The 22,894-nt window shown below is 58.2% G+C and carries 19 protein-coding genes and 3 pseudogenes; 14 read left to right on the top strand and 8 right to left on the bottom strand.

From position 1 onward, the window contains the following. From IVA92_RS19275 to IVA92_RS19265, 3 genes and pseudogenes are all read left to right on the top strand, one after another. Positions 1-215 (top strand): annotated as a pseudogene (locus tag IVA92_RS19275) (IS701 family transposase); the annotation flags it as partial. Positions 216-721: 506 nt separating this feature from the next. Further along, positions 722-1,909 (top strand): Xaa-Pro peptidase family protein, encoded by a 1,188-nt coding sequence (locus IVA92_RS19270; RefSeq protein WP_247276997.1) that lies wholly within the window; start codon positions 722-724, stop codon positions 1,907-1,909. Beyond that, positions 1,906-3,069 (top strand): amidohydrolase, encoded by a 1,164-nt coding sequence (locus IVA92_RS19265; protein ID WP_247276996.1) that lies wholly within the window; start codon positions 1,906-1,908, stop codon positions 3,067-3,069. The genes IVA92_RS19270 and IVA92_RS19265 overlap by 4 nt, the downstream gene beginning before the upstream one ends. 365 nt (positions 3,070-3,434) lie before the next feature. Here IVA92_RS19265 and IVA92_RS19260 read toward each other — a convergent pair whose 3' ends face one another. Together IVA92_RS19260 and IVA92_RS19255 are read right to left on the bottom strand one after the other, a co-directional pair. Next, positions 3,435-4,175, bottom strand: a complete 741-nt coding sequence (locus IVA92_RS19260) for a class II aldolase/adducin family protein (RefSeq protein ID WP_247276995.1) — start codon at positions 4,173-4,175, stop codon at positions 3,435-3,437. A gap of 674 nt (positions 4,176-4,849) precedes the next feature. Then, a complete protein-coding gene (locus IVA92_RS19255; protein ID WP_346658127.1) occupies positions 4,850-5,464 on the bottom strand; it encodes a hypothetical protein in 615 nt (204 codons plus the stop codon). 623 nt (positions 5,465-6,087) lie between these two features. On the opposite strand from IVA92_RS19255, the gene IVA92_RS19250 reads away from it, so the two are divergent. Continuing rightward, complete coding sequence (locus IVA92_RS19250; RefSeq protein WP_247276993.1) at positions 6,088-7,122, top strand: hypothetical protein; 1,035 nt, start codon at positions 6,088-6,090, stop codon at positions 7,120-7,122. Here the strand turns inward: IVA92_RS19250 and IVA92_RS19245 are convergent. Next, positions 7,117-7,605, bottom strand: coding sequence for a MarR family transcriptional regulator (locus IVA92_RS19245; protein ID WP_247276992.1), 489 nt, complete (start codon positions 7,603-7,605; stop codon positions 7,117-7,119). The two genes, IVA92_RS19250 and IVA92_RS19245, sit on opposite strands and share 6 nt — an antisense overlap. Before the next feature lie 465 nt (positions 7,606-8,070). Here IVA92_RS19245 and IVA92_RS19240 point away from each other — a divergent pair, with 465 nt between their 5' ends. Further along, a complete protein-coding gene (locus tag IVA92_RS19240; protein WP_247276991.1) occupies positions 8,071-9,588 on the top strand; it encodes a porin in 1,518 nt (505 codons plus the stop codon). Positions 9,589-9,724: 136 nt separating this feature from the next. Here IVA92_RS19240 and IVA92_RS19235 read toward each other — a convergent pair whose 3' ends face one another. From IVA92_RS19235 to IVA92_RS19220, 4 genes and pseudogenes are all read right to left on the bottom strand, one after another. Then, positions 9,725-9,964, bottom strand: a complete 240-nt coding sequence (locus IVA92_RS19235; protein ID WP_247276990.1) for a hypothetical protein — start codon at positions 9,962-9,964, stop codon at positions 9,725-9,727. A 2-nt stretch (positions 9,965-9,966) separates the two neighbouring features. Next, a pseudogene (locus IVA92_RS19230) lies at positions 9,967-11,563 on the bottom strand (IS66 family transposase). A gap of 161 nt (positions 11,564-11,724) precedes the next feature. Further along, a complete protein-coding gene (gene tnpB / locus IVA92_RS36060; RefSeq protein WP_346658128.1) occupies positions 11,725-11,949 on the bottom strand; it encodes an IS66 family insertion sequence element accessory protein TnpB in 225 nt (74 codons plus the stop codon). Positions 11,950-11,999: 50 nt separating this feature from the next. Continuing rightward, positions 12,000-12,407, bottom strand: a complete 408-nt coding sequence (locus IVA92_RS19220) for a transposase (RefSeq protein ID WP_247276989.1) — start codon at positions 12,405-12,407, stop codon at positions 12,000-12,002. Between the two features lie 625 nt (positions 12,408-13,032). Between IVA92_RS19220 and IVA92_RS19215 the strand changes: the two genes are divergently transcribed. Both IVA92_RS19215 and IVA92_RS19210 read left to right on the top strand, forming a co-directional pair. After that, complete coding sequence (locus IVA92_RS19215) at positions 13,033-14,202, top strand: Xaa-Pro peptidase family protein (RefSeq protein WP_247276988.1); 1,170 nt, start codon at positions 13,033-13,035, stop codon at positions 14,200-14,202. A gap of 327 nt (positions 14,203-14,529) precedes the next feature. Then, positions 14,530-15,481 (top strand): annotated as a pseudogene (locus tag IVA92_RS19210) (IS481 family transposase). A gap of 381 nt (positions 15,482-15,862) precedes the next feature. Here IVA92_RS19210 and IVA92_RS19205 read toward each other — a convergent pair. Continuing rightward, entirely contained in the window at positions 15,863-16,018 is a 156-nt protein-coding gene (locus IVA92_RS19205) for a hypothetical protein (RefSeq protein WP_247276987.1), read from the bottom strand. Positions 16,019-16,311: 293 nt separating this feature from the next. On the opposite strand from IVA92_RS19205, the gene IVA92_RS19200 reads away from it, so the two are divergent. From IVA92_RS19200 to IVA92_RS19170, 7 genes are all read left to right on the top strand, one after another. Then, positions 16,312-17,637, top strand: coding sequence for an aminotransferase class III-fold pyridoxal phosphate-dependent enzyme (locus IVA92_RS19200; protein WP_247276986.1), 1,326 nt, complete (start codon positions 16,312-16,314; stop codon positions 17,635-17,637). 11 nt (positions 17,638-17,648) lie between these two features. After that, positions 17,649-19,073: an aldehyde dehydrogenase family protein gene (locus tag IVA92_RS19195; RefSeq protein ID WP_247276985.1), complete on the top strand. Its 1,425-nt coding sequence runs from the start codon at positions 17,649-17,651 to the stop codon at positions 19,071-19,073. Between the two features lie 292 nt (positions 19,074-19,365). Beyond that, a complete protein-coding gene (locus IVA92_RS19190; RefSeq protein ID WP_276576760.1) occupies positions 19,366-19,671 on the top strand; it encodes a hypothetical protein in 306 nt (101 codons plus the stop codon). 12 nt (positions 19,672-19,683) lie between these two features. Then, complete coding sequence (locus IVA92_RS19185) at positions 19,684-20,106, top strand: transposase (RefSeq protein ID WP_247276984.1); 423 nt, start codon at positions 19,684-19,686, stop codon at positions 20,104-20,106. Further along, on the top strand, positions 20,103-20,450 hold the full coding sequence (gene tnpB / locus IVA92_RS19180; protein WP_247276983.1) for an IS66 family insertion sequence element accessory protein TnpB: 348 nt from the start codon (positions 20,103-20,105) through the stop codon (positions 20,448-20,450). The genes IVA92_RS19185 and tnpB (IVA92_RS19180) overlap by 4 nt, the downstream gene beginning before the upstream one ends. A gap of 69 nt (positions 20,451-20,519) precedes the next feature. Next, positions 20,520-22,172, top strand: coding sequence for an IS66 family transposase (locus IVA92_RS19175; RefSeq protein ID WP_247276982.1), 1,653 nt, complete (start codon positions 20,520-20,522; stop codon positions 22,170-22,172). Further along, positions 22,169-22,408, top strand: a complete 240-nt coding sequence (locus IVA92_RS19170) for a hypothetical protein (RefSeq protein ID WP_247276981.1) — start codon at positions 22,169-22,171, stop codon at positions 22,406-22,408. The genes IVA92_RS19175 and IVA92_RS19170 overlap by 4 nt, the downstream gene beginning before the upstream one ends. Positions 22,409-22,894 lie beyond the last annotated feature (486 nt).

The raw sequence follows: 22,894 nt of genomic DNA, 5'->3' as shown, positions 1-22,894 counted from the left end.
GGCGATCATGGCAAGGTCTTCATCGTCACGCACTAATGACCATGATCGCCTACGCCTTCTTGCAATACCGTCGCCTCGCACACGCGGGGCGGAAAAAAAAGAATCAACGGGCCTCCGCCTCAGCCAACCATGCCCGCAGTACGTCACGCCATCGTCGATCTCATCCTACGGCAGCCATCGCAGCGATGCCCCTACTGCAGAAGACGTATCCGTGAAAAACTGCAGCACAAACCAATTCTGCCAAAGTAGTGTTAGGACCTTCATCCATAAACACGTTCGCCGGCCGTTGGCCAATGCACTTTTGGCAGGGCAATGCCTGACCATGCGCCTGCGCATTGCACCATCGTACGGACGCTCGGTATAAACCGCAGTGTTCATGCGCCAACTCAGGCCGCGCACTGGTTCGGTTGAGGTGCTTCACGACGCTTTTCGGTTTGAAGACGTCGTAAACAAGACTGACCTTCGCTACCTTGTCGTCATTGCTCCAGGTGCTTGGCGGGGACATGATCCTCGCTGGGCTGACTGTGGTCCGAATGCTTAGCTCGTCAGCTCTGAAACTACTAAACCCGGCAGTTGCTAAGTCGGTCTCGGGGCGCTTCAGTGTTTGCTGCGGAGGGCTGCGGCCGCCGGGCACGAATCAGACCGGGGTCTATCCAATCGCAGAGTTTTGACGAGAAGGCGCTCGAGAGAGGAAAAGGCGAAGGCGCAGTAGGGACTGAAGATGGAGATTTCTATGCTCACAGCGACAGGTTCGGAAATCCCTTTGGCGGGGCCTCCATTCCCAAAATCGGAGTACGATTATCGACAGCAGAAGGTGCTTGAAGCGGTAGCGCATGCCAAACTTGATGCAATTGTGGTTACCGCTATCGGCCACCTCAGATATCTTACCGGCTATGATGGATTTGGTGGGTACTTCGCTCCGTTCCCGTTGATTCTAGCACCGGGTTATGCGCCGGTTCTCGTTGTAAGAGAGTACGATGCCGAGGCTGTCCGCGTCGAAGGATGTGTCGATGAGGTCGTTTGTTATAGACACCCTGGCGATGTTGCCAAGTCCTGTGCCGAGGTTCTTCGCCGGCATCGGCTGCAGGATCAGAGAGTGGGTTTCGAACTCGGATGTTGGAATCTGGCACCGGCCGATGTGCGTGCAGTGCAAGGACAGTGTCCAGGCATGAAAGTCGCCGACGGCTCCCATTTGGTTGCGTCGGTCGCAGCAGTCAAAAGCCCGCTTGAGCTCGATGTGATGCGTCAAGCAATGGCGATAACTGATCTCGCGGTGCGGGTGTTTCGCAACTCGGTTCGCGAAGGCGCGAGCGAAACAGAAACGTACGCAGCCATAGTTGGAGAAGCCAGCAAAGCTGGCGGCGAAATATGGCGATCCGTTACTCTCGTGTTCGGTGATCGGACTAAGATGCCGCACGGTGTCCCGACCCCACACGCACTCCGAAACAATGAACCCGCCATGATCGAGATCGGCGGCGTGAAGCACGGCTATGCCGCAGGGCTGGTCCGCAGCGCGGTGCTTGGTCGGCATCGCGAGGCCGAATCGTTGCACGCTCTTTCGGTTGAAGCGCTCGAATCCGCCATTGCCGCGATTAAGCCTGGGGTAAGCGCGAAGACCGTGGACGCCGCCGCGCGCAAGGTGATTGAGCAATCTCGACGCCCGGGCGCCTTTCGCCATCGTACCGGGTACCAAAGTGGCATCCACTGGACAGAGCGAGGAAACATCAGCCTGGAGCCTGCCGCAGAGGAGATTTTACAGGCGGGAATGACCTTTCATCTTCCCATTATTCTGTTTGGGGAAAGCGGTCATCTGTTTGGCTGCAGCGAGCACGTGGTCGTCACAGACTCTGGCGCGGAAGTGCTCAGCCGTACAGGTCACAACTTATTTCACGCTGTGGGCTCCACATGAATGGCATTGAAGCGTTTCAACATTTGCTGGCGGAGGCAACTGCTTGGCGCCACCATCTTCATGAGAATCCCGAGCTGGAATATCGGCTTTACAATACTGCTAGATTTGTAGCCGAGAAGCTCACTTCTTTCGGCGTTGATCATATCGAAACGGGGATAGCTGAAACTGGTATCGTCGCCTTGATTGACGCAATTGTGGAAACGGGCCGACGATCGCACTGCGCGCGGATATGGACGCGCTTACGATACCTGAACATTCCGAGAAGCTCTGGTCCCTCGAAAGTGCCCGGCAAGATGCACGCCTGTGGGCATGATGGTCACATGGCGATGCTATTAGGCGCCGCGAAATACCTTGCGACGACTCGGCGCTTCAAGGGATCGGTCGCCTTGATCTTCCAGCCCGCTGAAGAGAGTGGAGTGGGCGGCCAAAGGATGGTCCAGGCAGGGATCATGGATCGTTTCTCAATAGCGAAGGTGTTCGGCCTGCACAATGTGCCAGGAATCGAAGTCGGCAAGTTCGGCATCTGCCCAGGTCCGATCATGGCCGCTCTCGACGAGTTCGATCTCATCGGGAAGGGGAGGGGCGGTCATGCCGCCAAGCCTCATGAGGCCGTCGATCCGGTAGTCATTGCCGCACAGATCATCGTCGGCCTGCAAACCTTGGTTTCTAGGAACACGAACCCGATGGAGGCGCTCGTGATATCCGTCACCAAACTCAACGCGGCTCAGGCCTACAACGTCATTCCGGATCGGGTAGAGCTGGCAGGTAGTATTCGAACTCTTGTGCCCGGCCTGCGCGACTTCGCACAAAGGCAGATATTTGCGGCTGCGCGAGGTATAGCGCGGGGATTTGGCGCAGATGTCGAATTTGAGTACTGCAGGTCCGCGCCGGTCACGATCAATCATCCGGAAGAAACTAATCTGGCGGTCAAAGCAGCACGCAATCTGGTTGGACCGGCTTGCGTCGATGAGAAGATAACCCCACGGATGGGCTCGGAAGATTTTGCCTACATGCTTGATGCAAGGCCGGGCGCAATCATCTTTCTTGGCAACGGATCGACAGCTGGCTTGCACCACCCGGCATATGACTTCAACGACGACGCCCTGCCTTATGGCATCGGCTATTGGGTGAACGTCGTCGAGACGGTGCTGGCTCCGTGAACCGCGACCGTCCTGCGCTGTCGCTTGGAGTCTTAAATGGGATCAACGACCTTAGGCTCTCTCCGGATCTGGAACCCGCTGGCCGTGTGGCGATGCAGCCGGCGACCCGGTCTGCATCGCAGCTGCCTGCCGACTGCTCCAGCAAGCAGGTCCTGAGCCTGCTTGCGCCTTCTCGATCGCGACAGGCAATGGCGGGAATCCGCGGATGGCGTTTCAACCTTGAATAAAAGAGAGGGACTAGTCGCCTCGCATTTGACTGGAGGCCGGAAAAGGGAGCGGGTGTTACCAGCAGACCGATGGATTGGAATAACGTGACCTAACACAATTCCGTCCGGTCTGGGTTTCACCCGGACGTTCAAAATCTACTAGGTCGCGTAATCGGGACTGATCCGGTCGAGGCGGCGCTTCAGAGCCGTCCAGGGCCGAAGGTTCCTATCGTAGCCCTGTCGTTGGAACTGCTCCGCCGTATGAGCGGCCACTCTGTCCGACGGCAGGACAATTTTGTGTCCACCTTGCATCGCCGCGATCTGGACCCGGCACGATTGCTCCAAAAGGTACATGTTGAGGAAGGCTTCGGACACGGTACGGCCAAGTGTAAGCAAGCCGTGGTGTTTTAGGATCATGACGTCTTTGTCCCCGAGATCGCGCACGAGACGCTCGCGCTCGTTGAGATCGAGCGCAACGCCTTCGTAATTGTGATAAGAAATGCCACCATAGAAGCACATCGATTTTTGGTTTAACGGCAGCAGTCCTTGTTCTTGAGCCGCAACGGCCATTCCTGCCAAGGTGTGCGTGTGAATTACACAAAGAGCATCCTGACGAGCCATGTGTACGGCGGAATGAATTGTGAAGCCTGCGTTGTTTACTTTAGCCTCGCCCTCTTTCTGAAGCGCATGCCCCTCCGGGTCGACAAGGACGAGACTGGAGGCCGTGATTTCGTCAAACATCATGCCGTACGGGTTGAGCAGGAAACGATGCGCCTCCCGAGGTAGCCGCGCTGACAGGTGCGTGGAGATAAGGTCGTCCATGCCAAAGTGAGCGATCAGACGATAAGCCGCAGCCAAATCGCAGCGGACGTCCCATTCATCCGAGGGATCGCTAAACATGGTCTCTCCTCCTCAAACCTAGCAAGGGAACCTCGAACTATAATAGCGTCGGCGAAAAACAGGTTTTCACCGGTGAATGCCAATCACCCGTGGATATTCCGCTCACCAACGAATTCGCAGCATTCACGCGCTCTCACGGACATCTTTCCGGTCGTCTAGGCAGGCCCCTTGCTGCGCTTGCTTGAGGCGCAAGATAATAGTTCCCCAAAGCCTGCAGGCGTTTCACGCCTCACGACCGCCAGCACTGTAGGTCGCAGACCGTGAACTCTTGGGAAGCGAGAAACCAGGCATTGTGTCTCGCAGCTGATTGCGTCACCTAGATAGTGTCATGACCGAGCTCGGCGAATGCGCCGCTCGAGCCGCGCGACCGAATCTCAGCCATTAAAGTTTGTGCAGAGGCTGCTCGGAACGCTATAAGCGTCTTCGTCCGCACATTCTGCCTTCCTGCAGGTGCCGGAGGATCACAGCTGTATGCGTGCGCCTGTGCAGCACATCAGCCGATTTTGTTTGTGCTGGCGGCGCTGTCGGCGCTTCCGATAAAGCGTGCCTTGAGCGGAATTTCGTCCGCGAATTCTTCAAGACGACGGTAGACGGCTGAGACGTTGGTGGAGCACGCAAGCGCAGGCTTTCACGAGTTAAAGCGCGTGGCGGAGCGCTACATGCTACGAGCAATATCAACTCGTCGACGCCATTGTCAGTCGGCAGAGGTCTGTGATGCTGTAAACTGGAAGCTTCGTGATACGGCGGATCGCCGGAGCAACAATCGGAAACGCTGCGCATTCGAACAAAATTATGGCGATCTCCGGATGGGCTGAGCGGAGACGCGCGATGCACCCGGCAACATCTGCCTCGATCGCGGGGACGTCGAGCGGCGGCGCCGGGCGCTTGAGCTCGTCATGCCAAAACTTGCCCCCTTCAATGCCGCCGATCACGACCCTGGCCCGCTCCGCCCGATCGTCGATCCCGAGCAGACCTTCGCTGCAACAGGTCGAATCATAGGTCAGGACGGCGATCTTCGCGCGCTCCGGCAACTGGCGAAGCAATGTGGGTAACAACAGCAGGCTTGACATCACGACGGGCACTGTGACCGAAGCCGCCACGGCCGCTTGATGGCGAACAGAAAAGCCGCAGGTCGAACTTATCGCGACCGCGCCTCGTTCGACCAGGCGCTGGGCGGCGGCTATGAAGGCGGGCTCAAGCGCCGGATCGCCGCGTACGACGTTCTCAACCCAAGCTCCCGCGACCGTTTCTGAGATGGTTTGAAAATCGAATGTCGCCGGATTCAGCATTGAGCCGGACGCCGGGGCAGGCGGTATAGCACCGGGGGTGAGTCCGCGCTCGAGATGCAGGATACCGAGGGAGCGGGCGGGTAGGTATGAGGTCATATAGCAACCATAGCCCTGATTTTAGGTGGAATTATGCGCAATTCTGCTGCTGGTCGCCGAAATTCTGCTTTCCATCAGCAGAAGAGTGGGGTTTTGCCAATTCAGCCTACCAAAGCAAGAGGGCGACTATCCTGGCCTGACGGGCGCAAGCGGTGGACCTAAAGGCGCAAGGCTCATTCTTCGATCCTGTCGGCCGAAAAATTTGACATATCATTTTCGAATGAGCGCATGACTGCTCGCTCGCGATGAAAGGGATTTATGGGCACCCTTTGACAGCGATCAAGCGTTCGTCGAGTCGAGTTCAAGCAAAGCATATTTCAAGGAAATGACGCAGAATTTCAGCGGCAAATGGCCGCACATCGACGATCCTCAGCTCGGAGGAATCGTATCATCAAAAATCAAGCAAAGGGGAACCCGCCGGCCGGTCAGTCACTGTGGACTGCTTGGCCTTTCTACGAAGCTCCCGTTTGGGTTGTCTAGAGCAATCCTGAGCGGTGTTGAGGACTCGCGCTGAAGGGATGAAACGGATGTTGCGCGCTGCTTGGCCTGAAGTGACAGGCAATCTTGCGTCCACGCGGCAAAGTGCTGTCGTGTTTCTTGATGGTGTTGATCAGGAAAGCGACGTTGCAAGCAGAAGAAACTGTGCTGCAAAATGGACAAGTATCGGAGACGCTCATTGCCTCTTCGCCGATCTTAGCGTCCAAAGAGGTACTCTTGACGAAGCTGCCCATGCCTGGCTTTGCGCGCTTACCGCATTTGAAGTTGCCAGACGACTATCCGATGAAGACGATCCGCAAAAGGCGGACGTTGTGGCCAAGCTTGAGGCCTGCGTCAATGGCTTCGGATCTTTAGGTCAGAGGGTGGAGCGTGTCGAAATCAAACTCTATGATCAGGGCGAGTTGTCTGCCTACTACGTGCCCCCCAGTACTTCTGGTTCTGGCGCCCCCGCAATTGTTTGCATCAGCACGGAAGAAGAAACGGCAGGGATCCTGCTTGGTAGACTCTTGCCTCTTATAAATGGTCGAAACACGGCGGTTCTCGTCGTGTCGTACGATGACGTCTCAAGTCATTGGCTTGGACCCTCAGAAATATTGCTTTCTTGTTGCTTGGATCATTTGTCGACCCTGCCGGAGATTGATGCGTCTCGAATGGCAATCTACGGAGAAGGCCTTTCAGCCGCGCTCGCGACCAATTTTGCTGCGACTGACCGGCGCCTGTCTGCGGCGATTTGCGACGGGGGGCTTTGGAGCTGGACCCGGACTCGGTCATCTATTGAGTGGATGACTAGGACGGCTGAGACTCCGGACGCAGGGGTGTCCACGACGCAACGATCGCGTTTGGCGAGGAAGTTAAGATGTCCCATTCTCGTCGTTGCTGGCGAGCGCAGTATTTTCAACGCGTCTGAGGCAATCAAATTAGAGGCTGATTGCGCCTGGGCGAGCATTGACCTGGAATTGTTAATGCCACGGACCCCAGAGGGGGCAGTCGAGAATTTCATAGCATGCGATGAGGCCGTCTTCGAATGGCTTGAGCGCAAGCTCGATCGCCATCAAGCTTCATAGCAGCCCAAGGCTTAATTTCTGAGATGCCAGTCTGCTGTTCTTGGCGATCGCGTTTAGTCGCTTATTCAGATACGCAAGCGACTCCTCGTCCAAGCCATTTAGAATCGTCGAATTGACGGCTTGTCTCTTGTCCGACAGCTTAGCAATTTCCGTCCGCACCTTTGGAGTCAACGAGATCTGCAAGAACCTCGCATCATCAGGCGAGGTGGCGCGGACTAGAAATTCCAGCTGTTCAAGTTTCTTCGTCTGAGTCGTTATAAATGCGGGGTGAAACCCCAATTTATTGGCGACTGCAATGGCGGAGACACCGCTGCCATGGTCGAGTTCATCGACCGCCATCAGCATCAGCCACTGAGGTTCGCTTATACCGATTAATCCCGCCCAACTCTTATCGATCTCTTCCAGTTGAGCGCGAATCTCGACGATGTTCCAGATCAGGTCCCTAACAGCCCTGTCAAATTGCTCTTGTGTGGCCATCTTCATTCTTTTTGCCAGTTTTGATTGTCCGCAGTGAACGTGAGCGGAAACCGAGGCATCCTATCCAACCTCGGAAAGACTGAAATACCCCACGATGAGCATTGCTACCATCTAATTCATCAATTGACATATACAATTGACGTATAATATCAAGATCGTGGATCGCAGAGGCTCGTAGAGCGGTCCACTCAGTGCAATCTCCAAAAAGAGCCCTCGGGCTGCCCCCCGAGGGCTTGCTTTTAGGCCGTTCCAGCATTTTGCTAGGTGCGGGTGTTGCCTATCGGCAACGGTGCGGCGCAAAGCGCTAGTTTTCATCATTAACTGATTGTATCAATTGATGATCGGAAGTATGTCTCCTTGGGACAGCGAGGGGGTTCTCGAAGTCGTTCCGTCAAGCGGTCCGCCCTGGGGCGGAGTTGGTAGCGGATCTTTGAAGGACGGAAACGCGGTTTCCAACTTGGAGGTTCATCGATGAAAGTGATGAAGGGTATTATTCTTGGGTCAGTGGCAATGTTCGTGGGGGCTGGTGCGCAGGCGGCCGACCTTCCCGTCAAAGCCAAGGCGATCGAATACGTAAAGATCTGCTCATTGTATGGCGCGGGATTCTACTACATCCCAGGCACGGACACGTGCGCCAAGTTGGGGGGGTATTTGCGTGCTGACGCTTTGCTTGCGACCAGTGCCGACTTCGATGCTGCGAGCAGTGGTGTGGCTGGTGCGCGGAACCGGCTGAGCAACTACTACACAACCCGGACTCGCCAGGATCTGCAGATTGATACACGTACTGCCACCGAGTACGGCGTTGTTCGGACCTTCTCCGAGCTGGTGTTCACGTGGACAAGCGGTACCTATACCGGCGCGGGCACGACCGCCGTGAATGGGGCGACGACCTATACTTCATCTACTGGCTCCCAGATCGCTGGTGGTTCACTCGGCGTCTACTACGCTTTCATTCAGTTCGCCGGGTTTACGTTCGGCAAGGCGGAGTCGCAGTTCAGGACGCCGTGGGCCGAATATCCGGCCAACAACATTGAGCTGCCAGGCAGCGGCGGTTGGGATCCCGTCAACCAAATTACTTATACCGCTGATTTCGGTCAGGGCATCACGGCTTCGTTCTCTGCTCAGGACCAGGTTCAAAATTATACGTCCAACACCTGGAACGTGAGTGGCGCTACCGCTGCTGGTCAGGCTGTCGGAGCTTATGGTGCCAACGACATCGGAGGTACGCGAGCTCCGGACCTCGTTGCTCGGGTTCGCGCCGATCAGGCTTGGGGTCTGTTCCAGGCATCACTTGCTGCGCATGACAATCATGCGGCCTATTATGGTGCATCCGAGCTCACGGGCCATCCCGGCGACAAGTGGGGCTGGGCTGGACAGCTGGCGCTGTCTATCAAGAATCTGCCGACCGGACCGGGTGACACGATCAACTTGACCGGCGTCTACACGCACGGTGCCAGTCGGTACAACTTCCAGGATTATATGTCGACCACCTACGCTATGTATGGCGGTACGAACGTGGCTGGTGCGTATCAGAGCTTGGGCATTGCCGGTGTGTCCGACTCCGTGTTCGTCATTGGTGCCGGTCAGGAGTTGACCACGACGTACGGCTTCAACGGCGGCTTCACCCATAATTGGGACCCGTATTGGAATACGTCCGTCTTCGGTGCGTGGGCTGCTGTTCGATATAACAACACAGCCAAGGGTTATATCTGCGGAGCTTTCGTCGCGAATCTGGCGCTTTCAAGTGGTCTTGGCGGGTGCAACCCCGACTTCAACTATGCCGTGGTCGGCACAAAAACGTCTTGGACTCCGGTCAAGGGTCTGACCTTTACCGGTGAGCTTGCGTACATGATGCTCGACCAGAAGTATGCGAGCGGAAGCACGGTGACCCTTCCACTTCAGTCAGGCGTAGCAAAGCCGGCTGCAGTTTATGAGCTGAAGGACCAGAACAGCTTGGTGCTGCTGCTCCGCGCTCAGCGCAATTTCTAAGTGGTTTCTATAGCGAAAGGAGCAACGAACAAGGCTCTAAACTAACCTCCAAGAAGGCCCCCGGCATGCCCGCCGGGGGCCTTTCTCGTTAGAGGCGACCTCCGCCGTATCCATCCGAGCTAGGGCGCGGACAGGCTCACGTCCACCGCTTGAGGAGTTCGGGGTTTTCCTTGTGTATCCTGATGAGCTCCATCAGGTTTTCGATGCCGCAGTCGGTGAACGCCATGACGCCTTCGTCACCTACGCCGTAAACCCAGATGACGCCGTCCTCCGGATCCATTCCGTTGGCCACGTCCCAGAGCCAGTCCTCGTCTTCGCCGAGGTCCTTTGCGACGCGACCGATTGTGAAGACGGAATGAACTTTGTTGACGTGCACGGCTACGCCACCTGAGCGGAGGACGTCGACGTGAGAGGCGTCCAATTCCAGGGCAGCAACTCGTGCAGCCGACTTTGCGGCATGTCGGCGATGCGCGCGCAAAGACGTCGGCAAGCCAGGCTTTCGGGTCGATGTCGTTGAGACGCGCCGTCATGATGAGCGTCGCCATCACGGCGGCCCGCTCGGCACCGCGATCCGAGCCAGCGAACAACCATGCCTTTCTTCCAAGAGCAAAACCGCGCAGCGCTCGCTCTGCGGCATTGTTGGTCAGGCAAACCCTTCCATCATGAGCAAGGCGGGCAAAGCCATCCCACCGGTTGAGCAGATAGTTAATCGGCTTGATGACATTGGACGAACGCGAGAGTCGGGCACATTCCGCTCGCAGCCAAGCCTCAAAATCGGCCAGCAGCGGCGCACTTCTCACCCGGCGGACCCGCAGCCGCTCCTCGGCGCTCAACCCATAGATCTCGCGCTCGATCTCGAACAGCTGGTCAATCCGCCGGACCGCTTCCAGCGCCAGGGGCGAGATCGCGGTCGCCGACCGTCCACGGCGCGCGTTCTGGGCGATATCGGCCAGTTCGAAGAACGCCCTCCGGCCGTGCGCCCAGCAGAAGGCGTGGCCGGCGATGCCTTGCGCCCGGGATCGAACAGAGCATTGAAGCCGCTATAGGCGTCGGCTTGGAGGATGCCGGCGAAGTTCTGAAGATGCCGCGCCGGATGTTCGCCGCGCCGATCGCGCGAGGCGTAAAACAGCGCCGCCGGCGGACCTTGCCCGCCAAATGGCCGATCGTCGCGGACATAGGTCCAAATCCGGCCAGTGTCCGTCTTCCCTTCGCCAGGATCGGGATCTTGGTGTCGTCGCCATGGAGCCTGTCGGCGGAGAGCACATAGGCTTCGATCAGTTCAAAGATCGGCCTAACCGCGAACGCTCCGGCGCCGACCTGATCCGCCAGCGTCGAGACCGACAGGTCAATCCCCTCACATTTGAAGCGCTGGCTGTGTCGGTTTAACGGCTGATGTTGGCCGAACTTGTCGAACAGGATCGTCGCCAGAAGCTGGGGTCCGATATAGCCCCGGGGGGTGGCATGGAACGGCGCTGGTGGCTGCGTGATCGCCTCGCAATCCCGACAACTGAACTTCTCCCGCACCGTGTCGATCACCTTGAACCGACGTGGGATCTCCTCCAGCGTCGAGGTCACGCTTTCGCCAAGCTTCGAAAGCCGGGCCGATCCGCAGCAGGGACACTGCGTCGGCGGCGGCAGCACCACGCGCTCCCGCTCGATATCATCGGGAAAGGGCTGGCGCACCGGCCGCCTGCGCTCAAACGAACGCACCGTCTGCGTCTTCCCAGCCGCCCTATCGGCAGCGAGCTCATCCTCGGTCGCGCCCGCCTCGAGTTCCTCAAGCTCAAGCTCCAGCTGATCGAGCAGCCGCGCCGACCGCTCGGAGCGAGCGCCATATCGTGCGTCGTAGCTTCTCGATCTCGAGCTTGAGATGGGCAATCAGCGCTTCGGTGCTCGATTGCTTCGCCTGGGCATTGGCCGCTTCAGCAAGCTTGGCTTCCGCTGCAAGCCTGGCCGTCCGCTCGGCCAGGATCATTGCATGCGCGGCGGCAAGATCAGGCGGCAGGTCGGCCCTGGAGTCCATAGCCAGATGGAATCACATTCGCTGCCAAACTCAAATAACAAAGTCTCAGCCCACAGTGGTCGGACGCCAGGACTCCTGGGGATTGCGCCAGTCGATGCCGGACAAGAGGTAGCTCATCTGCGCCTGCGAGATCGACACAGCGCCGTCCGCCAGCGACGCCATATAAAACGACCTCTCTCCGGTTTCTTCGTAAACAGGCAGGCCCCCTGGCCGTCATGCCAGATCACCTTCAAAAGATCGCCTCTGCGTCCGCGGAAGCAGAACAAATGTCCGCTCAGCGGATCGCGGCGCAGCACCTCTTGCACCTGCAACGATAAAGAGGCGAAGCCTTTGCGCATGTCGGTGTGACCTGTCGCCAGCCACACCCGAACTCCCGTAGGGATCGGAATCATCGCGGATCCAGAGCCTCGATGATCCGGCGAAGCGCCTCAACGTCGACGCTCGCATCGACAATGACGCGCCGCCCGCCGGTCAGCTCGATCTCAATCCGACGCTCGGTCGAATGTGCTGTCGCACTCCGCGATGAATCCGCCGCCGACGCCACAGCCCCATCCTCGGCCACAACTACCCTGACAAGGCCAGCCTCGGATTTGGTCCGGTTCGCTGCGAAAGCTCTTCGCCAGGTCACCAGCAGAGAACGCGACAGGCCATATCGCCGCGCCGTCGCCGCAACCAAACGCGGCTCGGACATGCTTTCCAAAACAATCCGCGCCTTCTCCTCCTCAGACCAACGCCGCCGCCGGCCCGTCTCCACTACTTCAAGTCGATTCACCGCGCTGATCGTATGGCTGTCCATACGTACAGTTCTCAACCATCAGGTCAGCCCGCCGCAAGACGGCTCTCCTCGGAAGCTTACCCTCCGCCTGTGTGGCTCGAATGATCAGTTCGAAGAAGTCGTTCTCTCCAGACACTAGAGGCGAGCTGCATAGAAGCAGTATATTCGTTCCGGTCCCGCCAACGCGCTGTCGACTTAGGTCTGTTTTCGATCTCTTAAAATCCGCCAATCGCGCCATCTGGGAAGGTTTGACGTGCGGTGGCGCGCACGTTGAAAGCTTTATCCGAACGCAGGAAATGGCCGTCTCGAGTGCCTGCTCGATGCGGCAATATGAATGAAGGAGGCGCGCAGGCCTAACCTCAAGTGCTTTGCCTCAAAACGTCGAATTCGCGGGGCTTCGAGCTTACGGACCTGCGCCCTACCGGGTCAACAACGCAGAATTCCGGCCGATGTGTCTCCTATATCAGAGGAATTCACCTTTGCAAGGTCCTCTATAATGCCGCCTTAAGGAATACGCGCCGGCCTGTGAGCGAACTGGACAAATTTTCTTCCCAGGTAAAATGGGGCAGCGACCATTCAAGGGCGCGGAAATGCGCAGCCTCTCCTCAAAAGACTTCAGATAGCCAAGAACCAAGGAGCTAAGACAATGACCGTCAGCAAAGGACCTCAGGTGTTTCCGCGCACGGAGTACTTGCGGAGGCTTGCCGCAGTAAAAGCGGAAATGGTCAAACGCGACATTGAAACGCTCGTGGTCACCTTTGATCGCAGCATCAATTATCTGACAGGTTACACCGCGCGATCAGCATATGTCCCGCAGGCTCTTGTCGTTTCCGTTCACGAGGAGGAGCCACCGCTAATTCTGCGTCTCATGGATGTGCCAGCGGGGATCCATCTGACGTTTCTCGAACGGAACAAGATAATTGGATATCCCGAATCGCTCGTCGGCAACCCCGAGAAAGATGGTTTCGATGCTGTGATTGACTTTCTTCAGGAAGCTAAGCTCACCGACCGCGGGGTCGGACTTGAAATGGGGCAGCTCCCAGCGCGCGCGGCGGAAAACTTCAAGAAGCGACTGCCCGGTGCGAGGTTCGTCGACTGTACGCACGTCGTCACTTGGATCAGGGTCATCAAGTCCGATCTTGAAATAGCTCTGATGAAAGAAGCCGCCGCAATTGCCGATGCGGGTATGATGCGCGCGGCCGAAGTCATCCGTCCCGGCGTGCATGAGGCTGACGCGGTTGCCGAGATTCTTGCGACCCTGGCGCGCGGCGCCAACGGCAAGCACGGAACGGGAATCGCGAACATCTTCATGTGCTCCTCGCCACGTACCGGAACAAGCCACATTATCTGGAGCGACGACACCTTCCGGGAAGGTTCACAAATCAATCTTGAGCTCGGCGGCGTGCGCCACACCTATACGGCAGCCATTATGCGCACCTTCTCGATTGGCAAGCCTTCTGACCGTCTACTGCACCTACATGAGGCCGAGGTCCAGGGCCTAGAGGCCGCGCTGGAAAAAGTCCGGCCCGGAGCAACCTGCAGCGACGTCGCCGAAGCATTTAATCGCACCATCGGAAAGTCGGGCTTTCAGAAAGAATCCCGCTGTGGCTATGGCATCGGCATCGATTGGAACGAGGCGGTCACAAGCCTTAAGGAAGGAGACATGACGGTTCTGAAACCCAACATGACCTTCCATCTGATGCTCGGCAACTGGATCGATGAGGATTTCGGCTATGTTCTCAGCGAGACATTCCGGGTCACGGACTCGGGCGCCGACGTGTTGACCCGGGTGCCACGACAGATTTTCGAGATTTAACTCGCCTGCGGACCCCTCCGATCAAGAGCCCGCCGCGCTGAAGTTGGCGGCGTCCCTCGGGACGTTGCCAGTATACTTGCTGGATGCTTGCGGTTCAGAGCAGCTTCCAGTTGTCGGGGCCACCTGCTTCTCCTTCGGTTGATGCCTGTGCTACGACGCGGTTTTCGCGCTGACGAGGCTGATCGCACCAGACGCGATGTCCCCCAAGGGGGGCGCCTCGACTGCTGATCCGTCTCGGCCTAGGTGTGGTCTGTCAGGAGGTTGTCCATCTGGTCTGAACCGAGGAAGCTGAGGTTGCGAAGCTTCAGTGTTCCAAGGAGAGACCAGATGAACGTCCACAAGAATGCGCCTTTGACGCCCAAAGGTCGAGAGGCGATGGTGCGAAGCGTGGTCGAAGGCGGGTTGAGCCAGGCCGGTGCGGCGGACCTGTTCAATACGACGCCGAAGACCGTCGCCAAATGGGTCAAGCGGTTCCGCGCGGAAGGTGTGGAGGGTTGCGTGGTCGCTCCTCAAGGCCCCATTCATCGCCGAGCCGAACCCCGCCAGCCACGTGCACAGCCGTCGAGGCGTTGCGCCGGCAGCGCCACACCGGCAAGCAAATCGCAGCCGAGATCGCAGTGTCTCCGGCCACCGTCAGCCGCATCCTTCGCCTGGGATTAAACCGCATCCGTGATCTGGAGCCGGCCGAGCCGGAACGCCGCTATGAGCGCGAGAGGCCAGGCGAGATCATTCACATCGACATCAAAAAGCTCGGGCGTTTCCAACGTGTCGGACACCGCATCACCGGCGATCCGAGTGGACCGAACAAGAGCCGTGGCGCCGGATGGGACTTCGTCCACGTCTGCATTGACGACCATTCCCGCGTCGCCTTCACCGAGATCAAGCCCGACGAGACGGCCGCCAGCGCCGTTCCCTTTCTCAGGGCCGCCGTGGCTTATTACAAGAGCCTCGGCGTCACCGTTGCTCGCGTCATGACCGACAATGGGAGTTGCTACCAGTCGTTCGCTTTTCGCGACGCTTGCCGGGACCTGGCATCAAACACATCCGCATCAAGCCCTACACGCCGAGAACAAACGGAAAAGCCGAGCGCTTCATCCAGACCGCACTTCGGGAATGGGCTTATGCCAAAGCCTATTCGACGTCAGACCGGCGCGCTCAGGAGCTGCCGATCTGGCTGCATCGATACAACTGGCACCGGCCCCATGGTGGTATAAATTCTCAAACGCCGATCAGCCGCCTCGCTTTGACCGAGGACAACCTCTTGAGGCTCCACACCTAGATCGACGCTCCGCCAGTAGGCGATCTCGCAAAGCCCGAGCCGCCCGGACGGCAAGGCGGAACACTGGGCTTCCGATCCGCTGATTCAAGCCATCCGAGGTGACGGCGCCACTTGTGTTAGCAAAATTGCCAATGAAGATCGAGGATGGCGTGATGTGGCTATGGCGTCGGAGAATTCGGCGTCCAGGTGTTCACCGACGATGGCATCGCAACCTAATCGAAGCTCATCAAGTTCCAGGCGAAAACCTGCCGCGAAGGAAGAATGGATACAGACCGCTGGTTGCAGGCCCGACGTCCTTTTGGAGAACAGCACCAACGCAGCCCGCGAGGGCGGCCATGACGCCGATCGGCATCGGACCGCCGATCTCCGCAGCCTTGCTCCTCAGACGCCAGCACCATTCTCGCCTGTGGCTATGATCAACGTGAACATCTGAACATCGACCTCTCTGGCTTGTTTGTCGTCGAGTGCACATCGCGGGGTAGCAATAGCGGCCATCATCCGGCGGCGCTTCTGATCGAACAAAGCCGCTTCGTCCATAAAGAGCCTTCTCTCCCGATGGGTTCATGAGGTAGCGGCAGTTCTTCTGTCGCAGGCTGCCGGCCGCGATGATTATTGACGTTCTCCAGGCCGGTTTTCATCCGGCGTATTTGCCTGCACTGCGAATCATCCGGGTTAGCCACTGACCATGATTGCAACAAACAATTTGTGCCGATGACAACATGCAGTGAAAGAAACCACCAACACTAGCAGTTGATCCTAATTACCAAACACGAGATTGGTTACCAAACACGTCGGAATTCATGGCCTAGATCAATCCTCGGAACGCCCGCATGACGCAATCATTGAAGGAGCTGGAGGCCGCACACGTTGTATATGGTTGGCAGCGGCAAGAGGTTCGCGCCCCGGCGATCTTCGAGAAGGCAAGCCGCTGTTATTTGTGGGATACGGATGGAAAGAAGTATCTCGATTTTGGGTCAGGGCAAATCAACGTAAATGTCGGCTATGGGCACGAGAGAGTGCTCGCGGCGATACGAGCGCAAATGGAACGCACAACATATTTGCCACCAACACTTCCCACAGAAGCCCGCATACGGCTTGCTTCGATGATCGCCAACCATATGCCAGGCATGCTGAAGTATGTGTTCTTCACAAACAGTGGGTCAGAGGCAATTGAAAACGCGTTGAAGATCGCGCGAGCGGTCACTCGCAGGCAAAAGGTCTATTCTGCCTGGCAGAGCTATCATGGCGCGACCGCCGGTGCTGCTGCGATATCAGGCGATCCTCGACGAATGTATGTAGAACCCTCACTGCCCGGGCTTGGCAAGTTTCACTACCCCAATTGCTACCGATGTCCGTTCGGACAAGTCGCGCCGCCTCAATGTCGTTTCGCTTGCTTGCACAGTTTCCGGAACCAGCTCGTTCACGACGGGCCAGAAACCGTGGCGGCAATCGTGCTCGAACCAATATCGGGTACGAGCGGTATCTATGTTCCACCCCAGCAGTACGTCCAGGGAGTTCGTGAGCTTTGTGACGAATACGGAGTTCTTCTGATATTGGACGAGACGATGAGTGGCTGGGCGCGAACTGGACGGTGGTTTGCATGCGAACATTTCTGTGTGTCTCCTGATATTCTTGTGACGGCAAAGGGCATCACATCGGGCTATGTTCCGCTCGGGGCGGTAGTGCTAACCTCGAAAGTCCGCGATCATTTCCTTGACCGCGCTTTCGTTGGTGGCCTGACGAATGAGGCCCACCCCCTTGCTTGTTCAGCAGGAATCGCCAACATCGAAGTATACGAGGAGGAGCAACTTGCGGAGCGCTCTGCGGCGCTGGGGCGGTACTTGCATGATCAGCTGATGGTACTCCATCGGAAACATCCCAGTGTTGGGGATGTCCGCGGCAAGGGGCTGTTTGCCTGCCTTGAACTAACCCAAGACCGCAGGTCAAAAGCGCCGCTTGCCGGCTATCGCGACAAGATCAGAAACGTTTCGGAAGAGCTTTGCCGGCGGCTGTTTCAATTGGGACTAATTGTCATCGCGAAGTGGGATTTCGTCTTCATTGCGCCACCCTTGATAGTGACCGCAGAAGAGATAGACGATGGAATAGCCAAGATCGATGAAGTCTTATCATACACTGATGAGTTGATAGCCAAATAGGATATGGCAGCATGAATACGCTTCGATCACGTACTGAACCGGATGCAGAGACTAGATCTACGGTAGAGGTGATTCGCAGAGCGCGTTGCGTTCAGCCTATCGTTGCGGCTTGGTCGCAGGACAGAATTGATGACGTGGTTTTGGCGGTGGCGTGGCATGCCTTCAACGATGCGGAAGCGCAACGTCTCAGCAACATGGCAGTCAGAGAAACGGGATTCGGGTCTTTCGAGGATACCTATGCCCGTCATCGTCAGCGCATCCTGGGAGTCATGCGTGATCTGGAGCACGCGAAAACAGAAGGCGTGATCGAGAGTTGCCCCGAGCTGGGGCTGCGAAAAATTGCAAAGCCCATCGGAGTTATCGCGGCGATGACTCCGTCGACTGCCCCCGTCGCAGCTGTGGTGGTGAATGCGCTAGCGATGCTGAAGACGCGCAACGCGGTGATCTTTTGCCCAAACCCGGGGGCCAGGTATACCGTCTTCGAAACAATTGGTGTGTTGCGGACCGCGCTCAACCAAGTTGGTGCGCCCTGCGACATCATTCAATGTGTTACAGATCTATCGCGAGAGCGCGTCACCCAACTTATGGAAGCGGCGGATCTGGTTGTTGCATCGGGCGGGCAAGGCACGGTAAGGCGTGCCTATCTGAGCGGCACACCGGCATACGGAGCGGGCACAGGGAATGCAGTGGTGCTCGTCGACGAGACTGCAGATATTACCGAAGCCGCGCCGAAGATCATCGCTGGCAAATCTTTCGACAACGGCACATCTTGCTCTTCGGAGAGCTCTCTGGTGCTAGCCGCGGCTATCTACGATGGGATGATCGACGAACTCGAAGCCAACGGAGCGCATCTTTGTAATCCGGACGAGGCTGGTAGATTGCGGGCAACAGCTTGGCCTGATGGCCGGTCAGTATCGCGCAAAGTCGTTGGCAAGAACGCTGAGACAATAGCGCGGTTGGCCGGACTTTCCGTTGCTACCAACACTCGGGTTCTGATGCTTCCGGGCGATAATTCCACAGGGCGAGACCCCGTTTCTGGTGAAAAATTATCCCCTATTCTCGGCCTTTGGCGATACGATGGAGAAATCGACAAAGGAATCGAGATGGTGAGGAGGCTGACGTCCGTCAGCGGCCCTGGTCATAGCTGCGGCATTTACTCGCACTCCAGCGACCACATCCTCAGACTTGGCGCTCTTGCGAACGTAAGTCGCATGATGGTGAATCAATCGACCGGATTCGGTAATTCCGGAAGTTTCGACAATGGGATGCCCGTGTCTGTGGTGTTGTCCTGCGGCAGTTGGGGCGGCTCGAGTACAAGTGAAAATATCAACTGGCGCCACTTCTTGAACTACACGTGGATTTCAGAGCCGATAGCACGTGCGGCTCCAGATCCAAATAGGCTCTTCGAGAGACACTGGGCACGATACGGCAAATAGGCTCCTCAGGGCGCGAATGGTAGCCCCGCGCCTGGGACTGTCGTTGTAATGGACGTTGGCGCTCTAACGGAATAGGAAGCGTATGACGAATGGGATCAACTGATCCTCACGTAGTGTGATCTGCCAACGCCTACCGACCTCAGCCAATCTAGTCTCTGATTTGGAAGACCTGCTGCTGTTTCAGGGCGCGCATCCGGCGTAGCTTTCAATTACCCGGGTCTCGTGCGTAGGATTTGCATCGGTTGAATCGTCTGTGATTCTGCTTGTGACGCCGATTCGCGGAAGCGTCACAATGAGCGAAGACACGGGAGGCGGGCTGCAGGCTGGCATGACGACGAAGTCGTTTTGGCAGGGCTGCCGGACAAGCGATTGGCGCGCCGATTTGGCCGCCTGCTTGATCAGATGTCGGCGGCACTTGGCCAACGGGTCCCGGGCGCGTGCGGCGACTGGGGGGGCGACGAAGGCCGCTTATCGCTTCTTCGACAATGCGCGGGTTACGGAGCATGGGATGCTGGCCGGCCGTTTTGCCTCGAACGCCATGCGCTGCGCGGAGTATCGCTCCGGCGAGGACCGCCTTGCGCGGTTTGATGGAGGGTGAAGACTTAGGCGTATGACTGACCATATGCCTATGCCGAAGGTTTCCCGACTTGAAGTCGTCTCGACGGGCGCTCGACGCCGTTGGACATTGGAAGAAAAGCAGCGGATCGTCACCGAGAGCTATGGCGGGCCACGTCTGGTGTCGATGACGGCGCGACGCAACGGGCTGTCGACAAGCCAATTGTTCACGTGGCGCCGGTTGGCGCGCGACGGCAAGTTGAGCGGGGATGCCGCGCCGGCGCTTGTTCCGGTTGAGATCACGCCTGCGGCGGCTCCGATCTCGAGTGACGCGCCACAACCGGTGTCTTCATCGCCTGCGCAACGTGTAAGGGCCGGCATTATCGAGATCGACCTTGGCGGCTGTCGCGTGCGCGTTGATCGGGACGTAGACACCGAGGCGCTGCAGCGGGTTCTTGAAATTTTGAGACGACGATGATCCCGATCCCGAGCGGCGTCAGGGTCTGGATCGCCACTGGCCACACCGATATGCGTCGCGGCATGCAAAGCCTGGCGCTTGCGGTCCAGGAGAGTCTGAAGCGCGATCCTCATGCCGGCGATCTCTACATCTTCCGGGGCCGCCGCGGTGATCTGGTGAAGATTCTTTGGCATGACGGGTTGGGCATGTCGCTCTATGCCAAGCGCCTGGACCGTGGCAAGTTCATCTGGCCCTCGGCGTCGGACGGTGCGGTGTCGATCTCGGCGGCCCAGATGGCTTACATGCTCGAAGGCATCGACTGGCGGAATCCGCAACTGAGCTGGCGGCCACAAAGCGCGGGCTGAGCGCCGAATCTGTAGCTTCTTGCATTTTGGGGAGTCCCATCGCGTCCAATCTGTGATTCACTGCGTCGCATGCATGCTGATCGCGACGCTGTTCCGGATGAGGTTGCCGCCCTGAAGAAGGCGCTGGCAGTCGAGCGCGCGAAGGGTTTGGAGATCGCCGGCGAGCTCGCGGTCGCCCGCGCGAAAGCGTCGGAAGACGAGGCGTTGATCGCGCAGCAGAAGCTGCAAATCGCCAAGCTAAAACATCAGATCTATGGGCAACGGTCGGAGCGCTCGGCGCGGCTGATCGAGCAGTTGGCGCTGACGTTCGAAGAGCTGGAAGCTGACGCCACCGAGGACGAGCTGGCGGCGGAACGGGCCGTGGCCAAGACGACCACGGTGCGCGGATTTACGCGCAAGCGCGCCGAGCGCCAGACCTTCCCCGAGCACCTCCCACCGGAACGGGTGGTAATCGATGGGCCTACGGCTTGTGAATGCTGCGGCAGCAATCGTCTTCGCAAGCTCGGCGAGGACGTGACCCGCACGCTAGAAGTGGTGCCGCGCCAGTGGAAGGTGATCGAGACGGTCCGCGAGAAGTTCTCCTGCCGCGACTGCGAGAAGATCAGCCAGGCGCCAGCGCCGTTCAATGCCATCGCTCGCGGGTGGGCTGGTCCGAGCCTCTTGGCCATGATTATGTTTGAGAAGTTCGGCCAGCATCAGCCGCTCAACCGCCAGGCGGAGCGCTACGCTCTGGAAGGCGTGCCGATCGCACTGTCGACCATGGCAGATGCCGTTGGGGCGGTCTGTGCCTCGCTGGATCCTCTGCTGCGCTTGGTGGAAGCCCACGTCATGGCGGCCGAGCCCCTTCATGCTGACGATACGACGGTACCGGTCCTGGCCAAGGGCAAGACCGACACCGGACGGTGCTGGATCTACGTCCGCGACGATCGGCCATTTGGGGGCACGGACCCGCCGGCGGCGATGTTCTACTACTCCCGCGACCGCAAGGGCGAGCATCCCCAAGCGCATCTGGCCCGGTATGCCGGCATCCTGCAGGCCGACGCCTATGACGGGTACAACCAGCTCTATCTGGCGGGACGCCAGCCCGGGCCAATCCGGGAGGCTGCCTGCTGGTCGCATGGACGGTGCCCGTTCTTCGCGATGGCCGACATCGAAGAGAATGCCCGGCGCAAGGCCACCGGCAAAAAGGAAATCCCGCTCTCGCCGATCGCGATCGAGGTCGTGCGGCGGATCGATGCGCTGTTCGAGATCGAACGGTCCATCAACGGCAAGAGTGCCGAGGAGCGCCTTCAGGTGCGGCAGACGCTGAGCCGGCCTCTGGTCGAGGACCTCCAGGTCTATATGCGGGAGCAGCTTGCCAAGCTGTCTCGGGGGCACGACCTGGCTAAGGCGTTCAACTATATCCTGAAGCGCTGGGCGAGCTTCACCCTATTCCTCGAGGACGGCCGCGTGTGCCTCTCCAACAATGCCGCCGAGCGAGGATTAAGAGGTATAGCTCTCGGACGAAAATCCTGGCTGTTCTGCGGGTCTGATCGCGGCGGGCGGCGCGCCGCAGCTATGTACAGCCTGATCGTCACAGCCAAAATGAACGGCATCGATCCGCAGGCGTGGCTCACGAATGTCCTCGCCCGCATCGCCGCTCATCCGGCTCATCGGCTGGACGAACTTCTGCCCTGGAATTGGACGCCAGCATCTGCGCTCTCCGCTCGAGCGGCGGCATGACCACCCACGTCAACAAGGTCCATCACGTCACCACCATCACCAAGGTCGCCAAAGACCTCGGCGAAGACGAAGATTGGCTGTGGGACATCGCCAACGAGATAGAGATCGAGGATGGCTTCATCTGGGTCTATGGCGTCGGAGAAGACGGCGTTCAGGCGTTCACCGACTTCGGCATCGACAACCTGATCGAGCTTATTAAGTTCTACAAGGAAAACCCTGGACTGCTGAAGCGGTGATCCTGCGGCCTACGCCGAATGGATACTGCGCGGCGAGCGAAGGGGCGCCGAGAAGGCGAGGCTTGAGACCGCCGAGCGGCTGACCAAGTTCCTCGCCTCATCGCAATGGTCAGCTGTAAGCGTCGTTCCACTCCCATCTTCTCGCGGCACACCGGATAGGCGAGTTTGAAGATCTCTTTGAAGGGATCGGCTTGTGTCTATGCTTGACCATACGCTTAGGTCGGACGTGACGGCGCACCGGCTGGAAGTGATCACGGAGGCGGGACGCCGTCGTTGGTTCTCCAAGGACGACAAGGCCCGGATCGTCGAGGAGACGCTGGTAGCAGGCGCGGTCGTTTCCAAGATTGCCCGGCGTCACGGGTTGACCCCACACAACAAGTGTTCACTTGTGAGCGTCATGCAGGGACCACGCGCTGAGGGCTGATCTGGTCGGCTAGGAAGATCTCGCGGAATAGTTTGTCGCGAGGTCACAATGTCGAAGGATAG

Source organism: Bradyrhizobium sp. 154 (genome assembly GCF_023073875.1).
Taxonomy (GTDB): Bacteria; Pseudomonadota; Alphaproteobacteria; order Rhizobiales; family Xanthobacteraceae; genus Bradyrhizobium.
The sequence above is the reverse complement of the archived record's forward strand: the minus strand, read 5'-3'. Positions and strand labels throughout refer to the sequence as shown.

Coding starts and splice junctions, on each gene's coding strand:
- IVA92_RS19195 (WP_247276985.1), top strand. CDS start 17,649: ATGAATACGCTTCGATCACGTACTGAACCGGATGCAGAGACTAGATCT.
- IVA92_RS19240 (WP_247276991.1), top strand. CDS start 8,071: ATGAAAGTGATGAAGGGTATTATTCTTGGGTCAGTGGCAATGTTCGTG.
- IVA92_RS19185 (WP_247276984.1), top strand. CDS start 19,684: ATGACTGACCATATGCCTATGCCGAAGGTTTCCCGACTTGAAGTCGTC.
- IVA92_RS19255 (WP_346658127.1), bottom strand. CDS start 5,464: ATGCTGAATCCGGCGACATTCGATTTTCAAACCATCTCAGAAACGGTC.
- IVA92_RS19205 (WP_247276987.1), bottom strand. CDS start 16,018: ATGGACGAAGCGGCTTTGTTCGATCAGAAGCGCCGCCGGATGATGGCC.
- IVA92_RS19245 (WP_247276992.1), bottom strand. CDS start 7,605: ATGAAGATGGCCACACAAGAGCAATTTGACAGGGCTGTTAGGGACCTG.
- IVA92_RS19215 (WP_247276988.1), top strand. CDS start 13,033: ATGACCGTCAGCAAAGGACCTCAGGTGTTTCCGCGCACGGAGTACTTG.
- IVA92_RS19175 (WP_247276982.1), top strand. CDS start 20,520: ATGCATGCTGATCGCGACGCTGTTCCGGATGAGGTTGCCGCCCTGAAG.
- IVA92_RS19265 (WP_247276996.1), top strand. CDS start 1,906: ATGAATGGCATTGAAGCGTTTCAACATTTGCTGGCGGAGGCAACTGCT.
- tnpB (WP_247276983.1), top strand. CDS start 20,103: ATGATCCCGATCCCGAGCGGCGTCAGGGTCTGGATCGCCACTGGCCAC.
- IVA92_RS19260 (WP_247276995.1), bottom strand. CDS start 4,175: ATGTTTAGCGATCCCTCGGATGAATGGGACGTCCGCTGCGATTTGGCT.
- IVA92_RS19170 (WP_247276981.1), top strand. CDS start 22,169: ATGACCACCCACGTCAACAAGGTCCATCACGTCACCACCATCACCAAG.
- IVA92_RS19220 (WP_247276989.1), bottom strand. CDS start 12,407: ATGGACAGCCATACGATCAGCGCGGTGAATCGACTTGAAGTAGTGGAG.
- IVA92_RS19190 (WP_276576760.1), top strand. CDS start 19,366: ATGAGCGAAGACACGGGAGGCGGGCTGCAGGCTGGCATGACGACGAAG.
- tnpB (WP_346658128.1), bottom strand. CDS start 11,949: ATGCGCAAAGGCTTCGCCTCTTTATCGTTGCAGGTGCAAGAGGTGCTG.
- IVA92_RS19200 (WP_247276986.1), top strand. CDS start 16,312: ATGACGCAATCATTGAAGGAGCTGGAGGCCGCACACGTTGTATATGGT.
- IVA92_RS19270 (WP_247276997.1), top strand. CDS start 722: ATGGAGATTTCTATGCTCACAGCGACAGGTTCGGAAATCCCTTTGGCG.
- IVA92_RS19250 (WP_247276993.1), top strand. CDS start 6,088: ATGTTGCGCGCTGCTTGGCCTGAAGTGACAGGCAATCTTGCGTCCACG.